This is a genomic window from Pseudomonas sp. MWU13-2100, assembly GCF_023242365.1.
In the GTDB taxonomy this organism is placed as follows: domain Bacteria; phylum Pseudomonadota; class Gammaproteobacteria; order Pseudomonadales; family Pseudomonadaceae; genus Aquipseudomonas.
Genome location: NZ_JALLIX010000001.1, coordinates 37,764 through 54,918 on the forward strand (window position 1 = coordinate 37,764; position 17,155 = coordinate 54,918).

Annotated in this window: 16 protein-coding genes and 1 pseudogene; 13 read left to right on the top strand and 4 right to left on the bottom strand. The window is 61.8% G+C overall.

Features of this window, described 5'->3' with window-relative positions; all coding sequences use genetic code 11:
* Positions 1-26 precede the first annotated feature (26 nt).
* The 6 genes from M5B99_RS00190 (at position 27) to M5B99_RS00215 (ending at position 6,520) form a co-directional block, all read left to right on the top strand.
* Positions 27-1,652 carry a methyl-accepting chemotaxis protein gene (locus M5B99_RS00190; RefSeq protein WP_248802091.1) on the top strand — a complete coding sequence of 542 codons (1,626 nt, stop codon included), beginning with the start codon at positions 27-29 and terminating at the stop codon, positions 1,650-1,652.
* Between the two features lie 55 nt (positions 1,653-1,707).
* The gene (locus M5B99_RS00195) at positions 1,708-2,934 is read left to right on the top strand and encodes an HD-GYP domain-containing protein (protein ID WP_248802092.1); all 1,227 of its coding nucleotides are present in this window, start codon (positions 1,708-1,710) and stop codon (positions 2,932-2,934) included.
* Positions 2,935-3,036: 102 nt separating this feature from the next.
* Entirely contained in the window at positions 3,037-4,185 is a 1,149-nt protein-coding gene (yiaY, locus tag M5B99_RS00200) for an L-threonine dehydrogenase (RefSeq protein ID WP_248802093.1), read from the top strand.
* Between the two features lie 127 nt (positions 4,186-4,312).
* Positions 4,313-4,885 carry a TetR/AcrR family transcriptional regulator gene (locus M5B99_RS00205; protein WP_248802094.1) on the top strand — a complete coding sequence of 191 codons (573 nt, stop codon included), beginning with the start codon at positions 4,313-4,315 and terminating at the stop codon, positions 4,883-4,885.
* An 89-nt stretch (positions 4,886-4,974) separates the two neighbouring features.
* Complete coding sequence (locus M5B99_RS00210; protein ID WP_248802095.1) at positions 4,975-5,838, top strand: oxidoreductase; 864 nt, start codon at positions 4,975-4,977, stop codon at positions 5,836-5,838.
* Between the two features lie 10 nt (positions 5,839-5,848).
* A complete protein-coding gene (locus tag M5B99_RS00215) occupies positions 5,849-6,520 on the top strand; it encodes an NAD(P)H-binding protein (RefSeq protein WP_248802096.1) in 672 nt (223 codons plus the stop codon).
* On the opposite strand, the gene M5B99_RS00220 is transcribed toward M5B99_RS00215, so the two are convergent.
* On the bottom strand, positions 6,495-7,019 hold the full coding sequence (locus M5B99_RS00220) for a DMT family transporter (protein ID WP_248802097.1): 525 nt from the start codon (positions 7,017-7,019) through the stop codon (positions 6,495-6,497). The two genes, M5B99_RS00215 and M5B99_RS00220, sit on opposite strands and share 26 nt — an antisense overlap.
* 77 nt (positions 7,020-7,096) lie before the next feature.
* Between M5B99_RS00220 and M5B99_RS00225 the strand changes: the two genes are divergently transcribed.
* Both M5B99_RS00225 and M5B99_RS00230 read left to right on the top strand, forming a co-directional pair.
* Positions 7,097-8,017, top strand: a complete 921-nt coding sequence (locus tag M5B99_RS00225; protein WP_248802098.1) for a LysR substrate-binding domain-containing protein — start codon at positions 7,097-7,099, stop codon at positions 8,015-8,017.
* A 357-nt stretch (positions 8,018-8,374) separates the two neighbouring features.
* Positions 8,375-8,707, top strand: a complete 333-nt coding sequence (locus M5B99_RS00230) for a DUF6124 family protein (protein ID WP_248802099.1) — start codon at positions 8,375-8,377, stop codon at positions 8,705-8,707.
* A gap of 169 nt (positions 8,708-8,876) precedes the next feature.
* Here M5B99_RS00230 and M5B99_RS00235 read toward each other — a convergent pair whose 3' ends face one another.
* A complete protein-coding gene (locus M5B99_RS00235) occupies positions 8,877-10,400 on the bottom strand; it encodes a fumarate hydratase (protein ID WP_248799810.1) in 1,524 nt (507 codons plus the stop codon).
* A gap of 336 nt (positions 10,401-10,736) precedes the next feature.
* Here M5B99_RS00235 and M5B99_RS00240 point away from each other — a divergent pair, with 336 nt between their 5' ends.
* The 3 genes and pseudogenes from M5B99_RS00240 to M5B99_RS00250 all read left to right on the top strand — a co-directional run.
* A complete protein-coding gene (locus M5B99_RS00240) occupies positions 10,737-11,843 on the top strand; it encodes a sensor domain-containing diguanylate cyclase (RefSeq protein ID WP_248802100.1) in 1,107 nt (368 codons plus the stop codon).
* Entirely contained in the window at positions 11,836-12,774 is a 939-nt protein-coding gene (locus M5B99_RS00245; protein WP_248802101.1) for an iron-sulfur-binding ferredoxin reductase, read from the top strand. The genes M5B99_RS00240 and M5B99_RS00245 overlap by 8 nt, the downstream gene beginning before the upstream one ends.
* A 30-nt stretch (positions 12,775-12,804) precedes the next feature.
* A pseudogene (locus M5B99_RS00250) lies at positions 12,805-13,097 on the top strand (enoyl-CoA hydratase-related protein); the annotation flags it as partial.
* Positions 13,098-13,201: 104 nt separating this feature from the next.
* On the opposite strand, the gene pyk reads toward M5B99_RS00250, so the two are convergent.
* Complete coding sequence (gene pyk, locus M5B99_RS00255; RefSeq protein WP_248802102.1) at positions 13,202-14,653, bottom strand: pyruvate kinase; 1,452 nt, start codon at positions 14,651-14,653, stop codon at positions 13,202-13,204.
* Positions 14,654-14,824: 171 nt separating this feature from the next.
* On the opposite strand from pyk, the gene M5B99_RS00260 reads away from it, so the two are divergent.
* The gene (locus M5B99_RS00260; protein ID WP_248802103.1) at positions 14,825-15,199 is read left to right on the top strand and encodes a tetratricopeptide repeat protein; all 375 of its coding nucleotides are present in this window, start codon (positions 14,825-14,827) and stop codon (positions 15,197-15,199) included.
* A 233-nt stretch (positions 15,200-15,432) separates the two neighbouring features.
* Positions 15,433-15,792 (top strand): PilZ domain-containing protein, encoded by a 360-nt coding sequence (locus tag M5B99_RS00265; RefSeq protein ID WP_248802104.1) that lies wholly within the window; start codon positions 15,433-15,435, stop codon positions 15,790-15,792.
* A 28-nt stretch (positions 15,793-15,820) separates the two neighbouring features.
* On the opposite strand, the gene M5B99_RS00270 is transcribed toward M5B99_RS00265, so the two are convergent.
* Complete coding sequence (locus M5B99_RS00270) at positions 15,821-17,152, bottom strand: DUF58 domain-containing protein (protein ID WP_248802105.1); 1,332 nt, start codon at positions 17,150-17,152, stop codon at positions 15,821-15,823.
* Positions 17,153-17,155: the final 3 nt, after the last annotated feature.

Here is a 17,155-nt window from a genome sequence, read left to right on the forward strand (position 1 = left end):
GAATGCCGCTTTAAGGGGTAATCGATATGTCAGTCAGAAACCTGAAAATTGCCACACGCGCTTTTCTGAGTTTTGCCTTTGTCACACTGCTGTTGATTACCTTGGGTTTGCTGGCGTTATGGAAAATGCATCTGATTCGTGAGGCCGCGGTCGAGTTGCAGGACAACTGGATGGCCAGCTTGCGACAGGCCGGGCGGCTCGAAGTGACTGTCTATCGGATACGCCTGGAAAGCTTTCGCTGGGTCACGGCCACCGATGCGCAGATGAAGCAGACCGAGGCTGCTCGTATTCAGGAACTCAGGGGCACACTCGCCCAGCAGATCAAGGCCTATGCGCCCTTGGTCTCAAGCCCCGAAGAGCAAGCGGACTACGAGGCCGTGCAACGCAAGACCGCCGCTTATGAGCAGAAACTCGTCGAGGTGTTACAGGCCTCTGGCGAGAAGGGCGCCCAAGAGGCGATCAACCTGCTCAATACCGTGATGCCGTCCCTGGCCAACGATCTGCAAACCAGCATTGAGGCGTTGGAAAAAATCAACGACGATGGCGCCGTGCAGTCCGGCATTGCGGCCCGGCAACAGTTCGACAGTGGTTTCTATTCGACCCTTGCCATCATCATCATTTCCTGTGTCTTGACGGTATCGCTGGCAATTGTCTTTACCCGCAGCCTGACCGGCCCACTACGCTTGTTGCTCGTCTCGACCCGGAAAATCGCCGAGGGCGACCTGCGCACCGAGGTCGCGGTGGACGGCAAGGACGAGTTGGCCGAGTTGCAGGCTTCGACCGCGGCCATGCAGGCCAGCCTGAAAAATACCCTCAGGCATATCAGCAACTCGTCGGCACAGCTGGCCTCGGCCGCCGAAGAAATGAGCGCGGTCACCGATGAGTCCAATCGCGGCATCCAGCGCCAAAGTCTGGAGACCGACCAGGCCGCCACGGCGGTCAATGAAATGACCGCGGCGGTCGAGGAAGTGGCGCGCAATGCCGTGGCGGCGTCGCAGTCCACCCAGCGTTCGGAACTGTCGACCCGCACCGGGGCCGAGCGTGTGCACCAGACGATTGCCTCCATCGAAACCCTGAGTTCGACGGTCAAATCCACCGGTCAGGAAGTCGAGTCCCTGGCGCAGCAGGCCCAGAGCATCAGCAAGGTGCTGGATGTGATCCGGGCCATCGCCGAACAGACCAACTTGCTGGCACTCAATGCGGCCATCGAAGCCGCCAGGGCCGGTGAGCAGGGGCGCGGTTTTGCCGTGGTCGCCGATGAGGTAAGGGCCCTGGCGCATCGCACCCAAGTCTCGACACAGGAAATCGAGCAGATGATCGGTGCCATCCAGACCGGCACCGGGCAAGCCGTGGTATCGATGCAGCGCAGCAACGAAGAAGCTGGCAAGACCCTGCTGATTGCCCATGAAGCCGGTTCAGCCCTGTCCGAGATTGCCCAGGCCATCAGCGAGATCAATGACCGCAACCTGATGATCGCGACCGCCTCCGAGGAGCAGGCTCAGGTCGCCCGGTCGGTGGACCAGAACCTGATCAGTATCCGCGACCTGTCGATCCAGAGTTCATCGGCGGCGAACCAGACACTGGCGGCCAGTCATGAGCTGTCCAAGCTGGCGGTGGAATTGAACAAGGTGGTCACGCAGTTCTCGATCTGAGGCGCTGGCGGTTGCCCTTCAGTTTTTATTTGACGCATCCATTCGGAGACGTGAAATGGATACGGATACCTGCAAAGGCTGTATCAAGATCGAGGTGGCCCGATTGGCCATCGGCATGCAGATCGAAGCGCTGGACCGACCCTGGGAAGAAACCACCTTTTCGTTTCGTGAGTTCCGCATACGGCGCGAGGAAGAGCTGCGGCTGCTGCGCGAGAACTGCGAGTATGCCTGGGTGGATATCGCCAGTGCTTCCGGGGCGTGCGCAACGCCGCTCGACACTTCGGTTGAATGCCCGGTGCTCGCTGAACCGGTCGATTTCAACACGGAAATGGCCCGTGCCGAGTTGGCCTGGAGCTCGGCACGGGCGCAGTCCTGGCGCATCCTTGAAGCCGTGGAGATGGGCGAGCCGATTCAGGTCGGCGCGGTGAAAGCGGTGGTCAAGGGCTGTGTCGACAGCATCCTGCGCAACCCCTCGGCGCTGCTCTGGCTGACCCGGATCAAGTTCCAGGATGATTACACCGCTGAGCATTCGCTACGTGTCGCGATGCTCTCGATTGCCCTGGGCCGTGAGCTGGGGTTGTCGAACCTGGAACTGGAGCAGATCGGGGTCGGTGCCATGTTGCACGATGTCGGCAAGCTCAAGGTGCCCGGCGAAATCCTGAACAAACCGACGGCGTTGTCGGAGCAGGAATACGCCATCATGAAAAAACACCCCATGGAAGGCTACACCTTGCTCACCAGCCAGGCCGGCGTGCCGTTGACGGCGCTCGATGTCGTGCTGTCGCACCATGAGCGTGTCGACGGGGCGGGCTATCCCCATGGCTTGAGTGCCGAGGCGATTCCGTTTTATGCGCGGATTGTCGCGGTGACCGATGCCTATGACGCCATCAGCAGTGACCGGGTCTACAGCAAGGGCCGTTCGACCCTCGAATCACTGCGCATTCTGTTCAAGGCGGCCAACAGCCATTTCGACGAACAGATCGTCAGTGCCTTCATTCGCCTGATCGGCCTGTACCCCAGTGGCGAGATCGTCGAGATGAGCAATGACGAAGTGGCGATCATCCTTGGCGCGCCGCCCTGCAATCGACTCAAACCGCGTCTGTTGCGCGTGCTCGGGGCGGACAAACGGCGCTGCCCGGAGAAGGTCATCGATCTGGCCGGCAGCGCGCTCGATGCCATGGGCCGGCCTTATGCGATTCGCCAGGTCTGTTCGTCGGGGGCCTTTGGGATCGATATCGAGGCGTATCGTCGACGTGGCGTGATCCAGATAAACGGCGGCTGACGAACGGCGCTGCGCAAGCGAGTTTCCTTGAGCCAGGTCAAGGTAGGCGGCGAGTCTTGGACTGAAGCTGGCGGGAGTCCGTCAGCTAAAGGAAAGCTTACCGTGAGCAGCACATTTTTTATCCCCGCCGTGAATATCATGGGCATTGATTGCCTGGACGAAGCCATGAGCGCGATTCGCAAGCATGGCTTTCGCAAAGCACTGATTGTCACCGACGCGGGGCTGGCCAAGGCCGGTGTCGCCGCACGGATTGCCGGGTTGTTGGCGATGCAGGATATCGACTCGGTAGTGTTCGATGGCGCCAAGCCGAATCCGAGCATCGACAACGTCGAAAAGGGGCTGGTGGCACTCAAGGCCGGCCAGTGCGATTTTGTCGTGTCCCTCGGTGGCGGCTCACCCCATGACTGCGCCAAGGGCATCGCTCTGTGCGCCACCAATGGCGGGCATATCCGCGACTATGAAGGTGTCGACCGTTCGGCCAAGCCACAGCTGCCGCTGGTGGCCATCAATACCACCGCCGGCACCGCCAGCGAGATGACCCGTTTCTGCATCATCACCGATGAATCGCGCCACGTGAAAATGGCGATTGTCGACCGTAACGTCACGCCGTTGCTGTCGGTCAACGACCCGGCGCTGATGGTCGCCATGCCCAAGGGGCTGACGGCCGCCACGGGCATGGATGCCCTGACCCATGCTGTCGAGGCCTATGTTTCTACCGCGGCGACCCCCATCACCGACGCCTGTGCAATCAAGGCCATTGAGTTGATCAGTGCCAACCTGCGCCAGGCCGTGTTTGATGGCGCCGATTTGCAGGCCCGGGAAAGCATGGCCTACGCGCAGTTCCTCGCCGGTATGGCCTTCAACAATGCGTCGCTGGGCTTCGTCCATGCCATGGCGCACCAGTTGGGCGGGTTCTACGACTTGCCCCATGGTGTGTGCAATGCGGTGCTGCTGCCCCATGTACAGAGTTTCAACGCGCTGGTCTGCCCGCAGCGCCTGAGCGATGTGGCCAAGGCATTGGGTGCCGATATCCAGGGCATGAGTGCCGAGGAGGGCGCCCAGGCGGCCATTGCGGCGATTCGCAGCTTGGCCAAGGATGTCGAGATTCCCGCCGGCTTGCGGGAGTTGGGCGCCAAGTTGCAGGATATTCCGGTCCTTGCCAGCAATGCCTTGAAGGACGCTTGCGGCCTGACCAACCCAAGGGCGGCGGATCAGCGGCAGATCGAAGAGATCTTCCGCAGCGCGTTCTGACGCAGAACCATCACCCGGCACCTTCCCCTGCCAGGGAAGGTGTCGTCACGACCAGCGGGCTTGCAAACGAGCGTTGAGACAGGTTTAATTGAGTGATTACTCATTTATAAGTTGATCGCTGCTCTCCATGGCCCGACCGAAAAGCGAAGACAAACGTAATGCCATCCTCGGCGCCGCCATCGAGGTTTTCGCCGAGCAGGGCCTGGGTTGTCCGACGCTGAAGATCGCCCGGCTCGCGGGTGTCGCCGAGGGCACCTTGTTCAACTATTTCAGTTCCAAGGACGTGCTGCTCAACGAACTCTACCTGCATATCAAGGCTGAGTTGCGGGACGTGATGATGCCCGGCTACCCGCGCAGCGAATCGGTGAAGAAGCGCGTCCGGCACGCCTGGCGGAGTTATGTCGACTGGGGTGTGGCCGAACCGCAGAAGCGCAAGGTGGTGGCTTTGCTCGGGATGTCCGCGCAGGTCACCGAACAGAGCAAGCTGCTCGGCATGCAGGATTTCGGCGAGGTCTACGACATGATGCAGGAGAGCATTGCCAGCGGGTTGTTCCGCGACCAGCCGGCGGCATTTGTCTCGGCGATCATGGGCGCCCTGGCCGATACCACCATCGATTTCATCCGCCGCGAACCCGATCAGGCCGAGCGTTATGCCGAGGCCGGTTTCCAGGCGTTCTGGAGTGCTACTGCCAAGGGGTAGGCGAGGCTTTTTCCGGTATTGAAGCTTTGCGTTTAAAATGAGTGAGTGCTCACTCAATATTAATCTCAATAGTCGTAAGGAGTACAAGCATGTCTAAGGTCTGGTTGATTACCGGCAGTGCCAGCGGTTTAGGTCGCAATGTCGCCGAGGCAGTGCTGGCGGCGGGGGAGCGCCTGGTGGCGACGGCGCGGGAGCCACAGCGGCTGGATGATCTGGTGGCGCGTTATGGCGACCAGGTGCGGGTGGTGGCTCTGGATGTCACGGATGCAGCGGCGGCTGAAGCGGCGGTGAAGGTGGCGGTCGATACCTTTGGTCGGCTCGACGTACTGGTCAACAATGCCGGTTACGGTCATCTCGCACCTTTCGAGCAGACGGAGGCAGAGGCGTTCCGCGCCGAGGTCGAGACCAATTTCTTCGGTGTGGTCAACGTGACCCGCGCCGCATTACCGGTGATGCGTGCGCAACGCAGCGGGCACATCCTGCAGATTTCCTCCGTGGGTGGGCGTCTGGGCATGCCCGGGCTCAGTGCCTATCAGGCGGCGAAGTGGGCGGTGGGTGGTTTTACCGAAGTGGTCGCGCAGGAAGTGGCGCCGTTGGGGATCAAGATCTGTGCCGTGGAGCCGGGTGGCATGCGCACCAACTGGGCGGTGCGGGCTGGGCAGGGTGCACCCACGATCATCGACGACTACCTGCCTAGCGTCGGTGCGATTCAGGAATTGCTCGGTACCTACGCCGGGAATGAGCCGAGCGATCCTGATCGGATTGCGCAGATCCTGCTGAAGCTGGCCTATCACGAGCAACTGCCGTTGCACCTGTTGATCGGCAACGATGCCTTGCAGTACTGCGAGCAGGCCGAGACCGCACGTGCCGAGGCGGGCGGGCGTTGGTTGGAGGTCAGTCGCGCCGCCGACTACAGTGCTCCTGTCGAGCTGCCGGCATTTCCAACCCATTGAGAGGTCGCCCATGAAAGTCTTGTTGTTCGGTGCTACCGGCATGGTCGGCCAGGGTGTATTACGTGAGTGCCTGCTGGCGGGCGATGTGCAGCAGGTCCGGGTCATTGGCCGTACGCCGGTGACCCAGACCGATCCGAAGCTCAGCCAGGTGGTGCACGCCGACCTGTTCAACTACCAGGGTATCGAGGCCGAGTTGCAGGGCTTCGATGCCTGCTTCTTCTGCCTGGGTATCTCGGTGGTGGGCCTGGACGAGGCGCAGTACACCCGGGTGACCTACGACCTGACGCTGGCCGCGGCCGAGACCTTGTCGCGGCTCAATCCGAACATGACCTTTGTCTATGTCACGGGGGCGGGCACCGACAGCAGTGAAAAGGGTCGCAGCATGTGGGCGCGGGTCAAGGGCCGTACCGAAAACGCCTTGCAACGGTTGCCGTTCAAGGCGGTGTACCTGATGCGTCCCGGTGCGATCCAGCCGTTGCATGGCGTGCGTTCCAAGACCGCGCTCTACCAGGCGGTCTACACGCTGGCCGGGCCGCTGATGAGTGTGTTGCGGCGGTTGTGGCCGGACACCATCCAGACCACCGAAACCATTGGCCGGGCGATGCTGGCGGTGGCCCGAAACGGTGGACCGCAGCCGATCCTTGATCCCAAGGCGATCAATCAACTGTCTTCGCGAGGTTGAGGCTTGGCTGGGTGGCGGCGGCTGGCGAAGTGTTTTTTGGGGTGGCGGTGAACTGGATCATCGTCACGCCGGCGATCAGCAGCACGGCACCGACCATTCTCGGTACGCTCATATGGCGTTCCACCAGCCCGAACAGGCCGAAGTGGTCGAGCACCAAAGAGGCGACCACTTGCCCGGCCAGCGCCAGGGCGACAAATCCTCCTGCCCCTAGCTTGGGCACCAGCAGCACTGCCAAGGCCACGAAACACACACCGAATACGCCGCCGAGCCAGATCCAGGTCGGCGCCCTGGTGGCAAATTCCAGGTCCGGGAACGGCAAGCGTAGTGCGAGCATCACCGGCAACAACACCGCCATGCTCACCAGCAGCGAGACCAGTGTCGCCCATAACGGGTGACCGAGGCCGCGGCCGAGGTTCGCGTTGATTGCGCTCTGAAACGGCACGACTGCGCCGGCGATGGCGGCCAGGGCCAGCAGGCCAGCCCAGCTCAAGGTACTCATAATCATTCTCCAACAGGTTTTGCTGGACTCTAAGGTATTCGCGGGGCAAATTTAAATTCCAAGAAAATATCCAGAACATGCATCGGATGAATGATCTTCGTCGCATCGACCTCAACCTGCTGGTGATCCTCGACGCCTTGCTCGCCGAGCAGCACGTGACCCGTGCCGCCGAGCGCCTGCACCTGAGCCAGCCGGCGGTCAGTCATGCCTTGGCGCGCCTGCGCGACTTGCTGGGTGATCCGCTGCTGGTGCGAGTCGGCGGCGGGTTGGTGCCGACGGCGCGGGCACTGGAACTGGCGCTACCGTTGAGCGATGCGTTGGGGCGAGTGCAGGACCTGCTGGCTCCGCAAGGTTTTGATCCTGCGTCGGCCAAGCGCACGTTTCGCTTGGCGATGTCCGACTATGGCGCGGCGATGTTGTTGCCGGGTCTGGTTCGGCGGTTGCGGCGGGATGCGCCGGGGATCGACCTGCAGATCACCCAGGCCAGTCGCGAGGGCATGCTGGAGCTGTTGCTCAATGGCGATATCGATGCGGCCACCGGGGTGTTCCCGGATTTTTCGCCGGCGTTGCGCAGTACCCATCTGTTCAGCGAACACTACGCCTGCCTGGTGGACCGGGACAGTTTGCCTGCAGAGGGCGTGCTTGATCTGCCGGGCTACCTGTCGCGGCCGCATGTGTTGCTGGAAATGCGTGGCAGTGGGACGGCGGAAATCGAACGGGCGCTGAGTGCGATTCATCAGCGTCGGCGAGTGGCGATCAGCTTGCCGCATTGGGGTGTGGCGCCGCAGTTGATTGCCGGTACGGACCTGATTTTGACCGTGGCTTCGCGCAACTTGCGTAATATCGATCATGAGCGGCTGGTGGTGGTACCGCCGCCTTTCGAAATCCCCTCGTTCGACTTTATTTTTGTCTGGCACCAGCGCCGGGATGGGGATCAGGCATTGGGGTGGTTGCGCGAGTGCATGCGCGCGGTGGTGACTGTGGGCACGCTAGATTGAGGTGCAATGGAGGGCTGTTTTTCGGCTATTGGAGGACGTTCCTCTTTCCCTTGACTGAAGTTTCCTAGAAAATCCAGATCGCTTGCGCCAGGAAAATCACGGGACTAGGCTCTGGTCCGTCACTGCTATTTCAGTGATCGGGTTTAGCAGCCCGATTGACTTCCAGGCGCACAGAAAGCGCCCATATCCATTTGGCTGGCGCTTTTTTCATGCCCGCTTCATGCGTTATGGCGGCTGTGCGTGGGGCGCCTTCGGGCGCGCTGGGTTCCTGGAGTCCCGGTCTGCTAACCCGCGTACAGTCGCCACCCACCTCGTTTAGCAGCGATGGATGACGATTCCACTACTCCGGAGGACGTCATGTTCAAAGTTACACCCAACCCACCTGTTTGCGCAGACCTGAAACTCAACGCGGTTGTCGACCGGGTTTTCGCTCACTACAACCTGCCGATCAGCGATGATCCGATGGCCACCCGAAATGCTTGTAAACCGAATCATCCGAACGGCGTCGAAGAAGCGCTGATTGATGTGTGTGACATCCTTGAGTCGGCTGCCGCGACGGCTTATGAATCCGCCGACCAACTTGACGGTTCGAAACGCAAACTGGCGCTGGGAGTCGTGCGCCTGATCGAACTGGCGCGCAGGCGTGTGGATGACACCTTGCAGCTCTGGCCTGTCTCCAGTCACGCCTGAATGTAGGAGCTGGCTTGCCGGCGATGGCGGACGATCACGCACCGCAAGGCTCAAGGGCCTCATCGCCGGCAGGCCAGCTCCTACAGGTACCGCGTGTTCCCCAAGATCGCAGGCAATAAAAAAGCGGCCCGGATCAACCGGGCCGCTTCTATTCCTGCAACAAAAGCGCTTACTGCACTTCCACCGCCAGGCTGTCGTGGATCTTCTTCTGCCAGATGGCCGGGCCGGTGATATGCACCGACTCGCCCTTGGAGTCGACCGCGACCGTGACCGGCATGTCCTTGACCTCGAACTCGTAGATCGCTTCCATGCCCAGTTCGGCAAAGGCCACGACCTTGGATTTCTTGATCGCCTGGGCCACCAGGTAGGCAGCGCCACCCACGGCCATCAGGTACACGGCCTTGTAGTCCTTGATCGCTTCGATGGCGGTCGGGCCGCGCTCGGATTTGCCGATCATGCCCAGCAAGCCGGTCTGGTCGAGGATCTGCCGGGTGAATTTGTCCATCCGCGTGGCAGTGGTCGGACCGGCTGGGCCGACGACTTCCTCACGCACCGGATCAACCGGGCCGACGTAGTAGATAAAGCGACCCTTGAGGTCCACCGGCAAGGTTTCACCCTTGTTCAGCATTTCCACCATGCGCTTGTGCGCGGCGTCACGGCCGGTGAGCATCTTGCCGTTGAGCAGGACGGTTTCGCCCGGCTTCCAGCTCTGCACGTCTTCCGGGGTCAGGGTGTCGAGGTTGACACGACGGGCCGACGGACCGGCCTCCCAGACGATTTCCGGGTAGGCATCCAGCGGTGGCGCTTCCAGCGACGCCGGGCCGGAACCGTCGAGCACGAAGTGCGCGTGACGGGTGGCGGCGCAGTTGGGGATCATGCACACCGGCAGGGACGCCGCGTGAGTCGGGTAATCCATGATCTTCACGTCGAGCACGGTGGTCAGGCCACCCAGGCCCTGGGCGCCGATGCCCAGTTGGTTGACCTTCTCGAACAGCTCCAGGCGCATTTCTTCGATGCGGTTGGACGGGCCACGCTTCTTCAACTCGTGGATGTCGATGGACTCCATCAACACTTCCTTGGCCATGACCGCGGCTTTCTCGGCGGTACCGCCGATGCCGATACCGAGCATGCCCGGTGGGCACCAGCCGGCACCCATGGTCGGCACAGTCTTCAGCACCCAGTCGACGATCGAGTCGGAGGGGTTGAGCATGGCCATTTTCGATTTGTTTTCGGAACCGCCGCCCTTGGCCGCGACGTCCACTTCCACGGTGTTGCCCGGAACGATGGAGTAGTGGATGACCGCCGGGGTGTTGTCCTTGGTGTTCTTGCGGCTGCCTGCCGGGTCGGCCAGGATCGAGGCGCGCAGGACGTTTTCCGGCAGGTTGTAGGCGCGACGCACGCCTTCGTTGATCATGTCGTCCAGGCCCATGGTGGCACCGTCCCAGCGCACATCCATGCCCACGCGCACGAACACGGTGACAATACCGGTGTCCTGGCAGATCGGCCGGTGGCCGGTGGCGCACATGCGCGAGTTGATCAGGATCTGGGCCATGGAATCGCGGGCCGCCGGCGACTCTTCCCGCAGGTAGGCCTCGTGCATGGCCTGGATGAAGTCCACGGGATGGTAATAGGAAATGAACTGCAGGGCGTCGGCAACGCTCTGTATCAGGTCGTCTTGCTTGATCACGGTCATGGGTCGCGCTCCTCTATAAAGACGGGAACATGGAAATAAGGTGTTTGCGACCGGTTTGCATCTGGTCTGTCGAAAACATCTTTTGAGACGAGCCGGGCACGCATGACCGGCACAAAATGAGGCGCGGCAGTATAACCCGCCCTTCAGCCCGACACATCCGTCAGTGGTCAAACCAAGGTCGCAGGGACGTCGGCACCCTTCTTGCCTTCTCGTATAGGTAAAGCTGTATGAGTTTGAAAAATTTGAATAGTTATTTTTGAGCCAGATCACTAGAGTGGCAAGTGGCCTGTACGGGAAGGAAATCCCTTGAGCCCTCAGCGCACAGTGAGTCAAAGATTGACCCATAAAGCCATACAGAGTCTGTTACGCAAACGCTTTGCCCTGGCCGCCGGCACCTATCTGCTGGTGCTGTCGCTGCTGTGGGTGGCGATTTTTACCGATCACTATGAGGCCAGCGTAACCACGGGCCTGATCGGCAGCGGCCTGGTGATTCTCAGTCAGGGCGTGCTCGGCTGGCTGTTTATCAGTGGCCGCAACCGACTTTTTCGCGACCCCAGCCTGACCGAGGTGCAGGTGCTCCTCGGCTTGGCTTGGCAAACTTACCTGATGGCCAACCTCGAACAGGCCCGGGGTACGTTCCTGGTGTTGTATCCGCTGGTGCTGATGTTCGGCATGTTCCATCTGCCGCAACGTAAATTCGTGCGCAGCGCGGCATTGGCGTTGTTCATTTTCACCGCGCTCAATCTCTGGGAGGGCTATCACTTCCAGTTGGCGGACCCGGGCCAGGCGCTGCTGCAGGTCTGTGTGCTGTTCGTCGTACTGCTCTGGTTGTGCCTCTACGCCAGCTACGTGCAAGCCTCCCGTCAGCGCATGCGTCAGCGCCGCTTTGCCTTGCAGGCCCACCAGGATACCCTGCGCGGGATGATGCGCCAGTTGGAAGACCTGGTGGCGACCGATGAGCTGACCGGGCTGTTCAACAGACGGCATTTCCTGCGGCTGGCTTCCCGAGAACTGGAGCTGATGGATGCGGATGTGGTCCATGGCCTGGCCTTGATCGACCTCGATCATTTCAAGCGGATCAACGATATGCACGGGCATGCCGCCGGTGACCAGGTCTTGCAGGCGTTCGCCGCTGTCGCCATGGCCTGTGTGCGCGACGGCGATGTGCTGGCGCGCTACGGTGGAGAGGAATTCGTGTTGCTGCTGCCCAATGCCGATCCCGAGCGCCTGACTTCCTGTTGCGAGCGCTTGCGCGTGGCCTTTACCCAGGTGGAGCTGATGGGGGTGGCGGTGAACAACCTGAGCCTGTCGGTAGGCATGACGTTGGTGGGGGTGGCGGACGACCTCGACGATGCCCTGCAGCGTGCTGACCAGGCGCTGTACCGGGCCAAGCGTGACGGCCGTAATCGCTGTTGTGCGGCCTGGGAATACACCGATGCCTGAGCTGCGGGTGGGTGAACGGGGCTGGACGGTGGCGGTCGGCAGCAACCTGCTCGATGCCTTGAACCAGGCGGGCGTGGCGGTGCCCTACAGTTGCCGGGCGGGCAGTTGCCATGCCTGCCTGGTACGGTGTGTACAGGGTGAGCCGCAGGACAACCGACCGGAGGCCCTGGCCTTCGTCCAGCGCGAGCGCGGCTGGCGGCTGGCCTGTCAATGCCAGGTGCGCGAAGACCTTCAGGTCGAAGTCTTCGACCCGCGCCGTGATGGCCTGTCGGCCACGGTGGCCGGGCTTGAGTGGCTGAGCCCGACGGTCCTGCGTCTGCGCCTGTTGCCCGAACGCAGCCTGCGTTATAACGCCGGCCAGCATCTGGTGCTGTGGACGGAGCAGGGCGTCGCGCGGCCTTATTCGCTGGCCAGCCTGCCCGAGGAAGACCGCTACCTGGAGTTCCACCTCGATTGCCGGCAACCCGGCGCGTTCAGCGACGCGGCCCGCCGGCTTCAGCTCGGCGCGCCGCTTCGCCTGGGCGAACTGCGCGGCGGAGCCTTGCATTACGACCCGGATTGGCATGCCCGGCCGCTTTGGCTGCTGGCGGCAGGTACGGGGCTGGCGCCGTTATGGGGGGTGCTGCGTGAGGCGTTGCGCCAGGGCCATGCCGGGCCGATCCGCCTGGTTCACCTGGCCCACGACGATAGCGAGCATTATCTGGCGCCGGCCTTGAACGAGCTGGCCGCGCAGGTCCCGAACTTGAGCGTCGACTATGTCACGGGGGCCGAACTGCCGGACTTTCTGGCCAAACTGCGCCTTGTCTCCCGGCAAACCCTGGCTCTACTTTGTGGAGCCCCGGCGAGTGTCGAGGCGTTGGCGAAACGCCTGTACCTGGCGGGGCTGCCACGCAATCAATTGCTGGCCGATGTGTTCGTGCCACACGCCTGAGCGCCGGGTCCCCACAACAAGAGAACTTCCATGACTGACGCGATTGTGCTGGAGCGCAAGGGCAGCCTGCTGACCTTGCGCCTGAACCGTGCCGACAGGAAGAACGCCCTGACCCGCGCCATGTACAGCCAGTTGGGCCAGGTGCTGCGGTCGCGGGCCCGGCGGTGGGGATTGGCACGACCTTGCTGCTGCGTTGCGACCTGGTGTACATCAGCGCCGATGCCCGTCTGCGCATGCCGTTCGTCAAGCTGGGATTGTGCCCGGAGTTCGGTTCCAGCCTGTTGCTGCCACGGCTGCTCGGTCACGCCAGGGCGGCGCAGCTTTGTCGGGGTTTATGCACAAACGCTGATCCGCGTTTCAGGGCCAGCATGAAAAAGCCCCGCCCTCTTACGAGAGGCGGGGCTTTTTTACGGCGCAGGCGCGGGGATCAGACCAGTGGGTCGCCCACGTGCAGGATCTTCATACCGTTGGTGCCACCGATGGTGTGGTAGCTGTCGCCCTTGGTCAGGATGACCCAGTCGCCTTGCTCGACCACGCCGCGCTTGAGCAACTCGTCCACGGCAGCCTGGCTGACTTGCTCGGGCGGCAGCGAAGCCGGGTCGAACGGCACGGTGTAGACGCCACGGAACATCGCCGCGCGGGCCTGGGTTTCACGGTGCGGGGAAAACGCGTAGATCGGCACCGAGGAACGAATCCGCGACATGATCAACGGCGTGTAGCCGCTTTCGGTCAGGGCAATGATCGCCTTGACACCCGGGAAGTGGTTGGCGGTGTACATGGCCGCCAGCGCGATGCTCTGGTCGCAGCTTTCGAAGACCTTGCCGATACGGTGGCTGGAGGTCTTGCTGGTCGGGTGCTTTTCAGCGCCGACGCAGATCCGCGCCATCGCCTGCACCGCTTCCAGCGGGTAGGCACCGGCGGCGCTTTCGGCCGAGAGCATCACGGCGTCGGTGTAGTCCAGCACGGCGTTGGCTACGTCGGACACTTCGGCGCGGGTCGGCATCGGGTTCTGGATCATCGACTCCATCATCTGGGTCGCGACGATCACTGCCTTGTTGTGGCGGCGTGCATGCAGAATGATTTTCTTCTGGATGCCCACCAGTTCGGCGTCGCCGATTTCCACACCGAGGTCGCCACGGGCAACCATCACTGCGTCGCTGGCCATGATCAGGCCATCGAGGGTTTCGTCGTCGGCCACGGCTTCGGCACGTTCGATCTTCGCCACCAGCCAGGCGGTACCGCCGGCCTCGTCGCGCAGTTTACGGGCGTATTCCATGTCGGCGGCGTCGCGCGGGAAGGACACCGCGAGGTAGTCCACTTCCATTTCGGCGGCGAGCTTGATGTCGGCCTTGTCTTTTTCGGTCAGAGCCGGGGCGGTGAGGCCGCCACCGCGACGGTTGATGCCCTTGTGGTCCGACAGCGGGCCACCGATCAACACCACGCAGTGCAGCTCGGTCTCACTCGCGGTTTCAACGCGCATCACCACGCGACCGTCGTCGAGCAGCAGTTCGTCGCCGACGCCGCAATCCTTGACCAGATCCGGGTAGTCGATACCGACGATCTGCTGGTTGCCCTCGGTCAGCGGATGGCTGGTGGAGAAGGTGAAGTGATCACCGACCTTGAGTTCGATGCGTTTGTTGGCGAACTTGGCGATACGGATCTTCGGGCCCTGCAGGTCACCCAGCAGCGCGACGAAGCGCCCGTGCTTGGCGGCGAGGTCGCGCACCAGCTTGGCACGAGCCTTGTGCTCGTCGGGAGTACCGTGGGAGAAGTTCAGACGGGCAACGTCCAGGCCAGCGAGGATCAGCTGTTCGAGAACTTCCGGCGAGTTGCTGGCCGGGCCCAGTGTGGCGACGATTTTAGTACGACGAACGGACATGCAGAGACTCCTGAGTTCAAGCGCAGCGAAAGGCTACTATGCTCCTCTGCTGTAGTCATTGTTCATTTGCACTACTTTTCAGCGAATGATTTTTTTCGAATAGGTTGTTTGGCGAACACTCTGGAGATTTTCGCCATCGGGTCGATACACTAGCAAGAACAGGAGACCCCCATGCGAATTTTGCTCGTTTTAGCCCTGGCAGCCAGTGTGGTCGGTTGCACCCGCTGGTCGATGGACAGCCATCTGAACAATGCCTATCGGTCCTATGATCGCGGCAATTGTGAAGACGTCATGCTGCAGTTGTCCCAGGTCGACCGTGAGAGCCGTACCCGGCGCTATGTCCAGCCGGAAGTGTCGATGCTGCGTGGCCAATGCCTGGAGCGACAGAAGTTGTTCGTCGATGCGATACAGACCTATCAGTTCATCATTGCCCAGTACCCGTACAGCGAGTATGCGTACCGTGCCCGGGCACGTCTGGAAACCTTGCGGCAGTTGGGTCATGCGGAGGGCGCCATAGCGGCCCAGCCCAGCCCCGCCCCTTTGTAGTTTCGTGGCTTTATGATGATTGAAATATGAACTGGCTTTCTGCCAGCCTTGCGCTAACATTTGAGTGTATGGTTTGGTTTTATCAGTTCTTTTGAATTGAAACCATGGTTCGGTAGGTGTTTGCGACAGGGCGATTTGATGCTGTCGGCCGAGACCAAGGGAGGGCAGTGCCGTTCGTCTGCTCCGGAGCATTAGCGCAGCCATGCTGAATGGCCTTTAAAGCGATCATGTCCATGCCTACTGACCGTCGAATCGAGCGGCATCAGCTGCCTTGTTTTCTGCAAGTGTTCAACCGCTACACTGGCGAGCCCATTGGGTACCTGGGCAATGTCTGCGAAGAGGGACTGATGTTGATCAGTCAGTTACCCTTGCTGGTCAAGGCCGAGTTCGAGTTGCAGCTGAAGCTTCCACTCAGCGATGGCGCTCAGCAATTGATCGATCTGACCGGCCGATGTCTGTGGTGTCATGAGGAGACCACTCCGGGTTATTACGATTCGGGGTTTAATCTGCTCGAGTCTTCCCCCGGGTATCCGCAATTGGTGGCGGCATTGCAGCACTACTTCAGCTTTCATCCGTTGGAGGCTTCCGCTTAGCGCGGGGCATCAAGAAGGGGCCGGGCCCTTACAGGGTTCCGGCCCTTTTCCAACTCAGGTAGCGGCTGACCAGATCGGCACCCAATTCGCTCGGGCGAGCGTCGAGTACCGGTACGCCATGGGCCGCCAGCCGTTCATGGAGGTTTGCCCGGGCATTCAGGTAATCCACCGTGCCGCAGTAGGCCAGGGCTTCGGGCAGGGTCTGTACCGGTGCCTGGCGCAATTGGTCGAGTACTTCTTCCCTCAGGCTGGCCACCAGCACCCGATGTTGGCGGCCAAGGCGTTTGACCGCGGTCAACAGTGCTTCATCGTCGTCATCACGCAGATTGGTCACCAGTACCACCAGCGCCCGGCGTTTCTGCCGGGCCAGCAATTGGCTGGCCGCGGCTTGGTAGTCCGCCGGGCGCTGAGTGCTGTTCAGGTCATAGACGCTGTTGAGCAACACGTTGAGTTGGCCCTGGCCCTTGACCGGGGCGAGAAAGCGCGGCTGTTCTCCGGCAAAGGTGCACAGGCCCACGGCGTCGCCCTGGCGCAAGGCTACGTAGCTGAGCAGCAGGCAGGCGTTGAGAGCATGGTCGAAGTGCGCCAGCTCACCATCCTGGCTGCGCATCCGCCGCCCGCAATCGAGCAGGAAGACGATCTGCTGGTCGCGTTCATCCTGGTATTCCCGGGCTATCGGCGTGCGTTGCCGGGCGGTGGCTTTCCAGTCGATCTGGCGCAGGCTGTCGCCTTCGCGAAATTCGCGCAACTGGTTGAACTCCAGGCCCAGGCCACGACGCTGGCGTTGGCGTACACCGAGCTGGCTGAGCCAGTTGTCGACGGCCAATAGCTGGGCGCCATAAAGGCGGGCGAAGTCCGGGTAGACGCGGGTCGCATCGGCCAGCTCCAGGTAGCGCCGCTCGGACCACAGGCCCAACGGGCTGGGCAGGCTGACTTCGCAACGCTCATAGCAAAAATGACCACGGCTCAGGGGGCGGACGCGGTAGGCCAGTTCGCTGCCTGAGCCCGGTTGCAAGGTGATGGTTTGGGGCAGGTTGGCAAACGCCAGGCCCGCGGGGACGTGATCGAAGAGCTGCACCCGCAGGGGCGTGGGGTGAGCGTGACTGAGCTCTAGGCGCACTTCGCCCCAGCGGCCCAGCGCCAGGCTGCCGGGCAGCTTGCGTTTCAGCTGCGGCGAGGGCAGGCGCCTGAGTCGGGCGCCATCCAGCAGGCTCAACAACAGCAAGGCCAGCAGCAAGCCCCAGCCAATCGAGCCGAGGCGCTCGGGCAGCTCGACGCCCAGGGCCCTGAGCGTGCCCAGGCCAATACCCAGTGCCAGCAGGATGCCCAGCCAGAGCAACAGCAGCCGTGAAGGTCTCATGGA

What these genes read in the sequence shown, in the direction of transcription:
- M5B99_RS00270 (WP_248802105.1), bottom strand. Translation starts at nt 17,152, where the DNA reads ATGAGACCTTCACGGCTGCTGTTGCTCTGGCTGGGCATCCTGCTGGCA.
- M5B99_RS00235 (WP_248799810.1), bottom strand. Translation starts at nt 10,400, where the DNA reads ATGACCGTGATCAAGCAAGACGACCTGATACAGAGCGTTGCCGACGCC.
- M5B99_RS00215 (WP_248802096.1), top strand. Translation starts at nt 5,849, where the DNA reads ATGAAAGTCTTGTTGTTCGGTGCTACCGGCATGGTCGGCCAGGGTGTA.
- M5B99_RS00210 (WP_248802095.1), top strand. Translation starts at nt 4,975, where the DNA reads ATGTCTAAGGTCTGGTTGATTACCGGCAGTGCCAGCGGTTTAGGTCGC.
- M5B99_RS00265 (WP_248802104.1), top strand. Translation starts at nt 15,433, where the DNA reads ATGCCTACTGACCGTCGAATCGAGCGGCATCAGCTGCCTTGTTTTCTG.
- M5B99_RS00205 (WP_248802094.1), top strand. Translation starts at nt 4,313, where the DNA reads ATGGCCCGACCGAAAAGCGAAGACAAACGTAATGCCATCCTCGGCGCC.
- M5B99_RS00195 (WP_248802092.1), top strand. Translation starts at nt 1,708, where the DNA reads ATGGATACGGATACCTGCAAAGGCTGTATCAAGATCGAGGTGGCCCGA.
- M5B99_RS00220 (WP_248802097.1), bottom strand. Translation starts at nt 7,019, where the DNA reads ATGAGTACCTTGAGCTGGGCTGGCCTGCTGGCCCTGGCCGCCATCGCC.
- M5B99_RS00245 (WP_248802101.1), top strand. Translation starts at nt 11,836, where the DNA reads ATGCCTGAGCTGCGGGTGGGTGAACGGGGCTGGACGGTGGCGGTCGGC.
- M5B99_RS00190 (WP_248802091.1), top strand. Translation starts at nt 27, where the DNA reads ATGTCAGTCAGAAACCTGAAAATTGCCACACGCGCTTTTCTGAGTTTT.
- M5B99_RS00230 (WP_248802099.1), top strand. Translation starts at nt 8,375, where the DNA reads ATGTTCAAAGTTACACCCAACCCACCTGTTTGCGCAGACCTGAAACTC.
- M5B99_RS00260 (WP_248802103.1), top strand. Translation starts at nt 14,825, where the DNA reads ATGCGAATTTTGCTCGTTTTAGCCCTGGCAGCCAGTGTGGTCGGTTGC.
- M5B99_RS00225 (WP_248802098.1), top strand. Translation starts at nt 7,097, where the DNA reads ATGCATCGGATGAATGATCTTCGTCGCATCGACCTCAACCTGCTGGTG.
- pyk (WP_248802102.1), bottom strand. Translation starts at nt 14,653, where the DNA reads ATGTCCGTTCGTCGTACTAAAATCGTCGCCACACTGGGCCCGGCCAGC.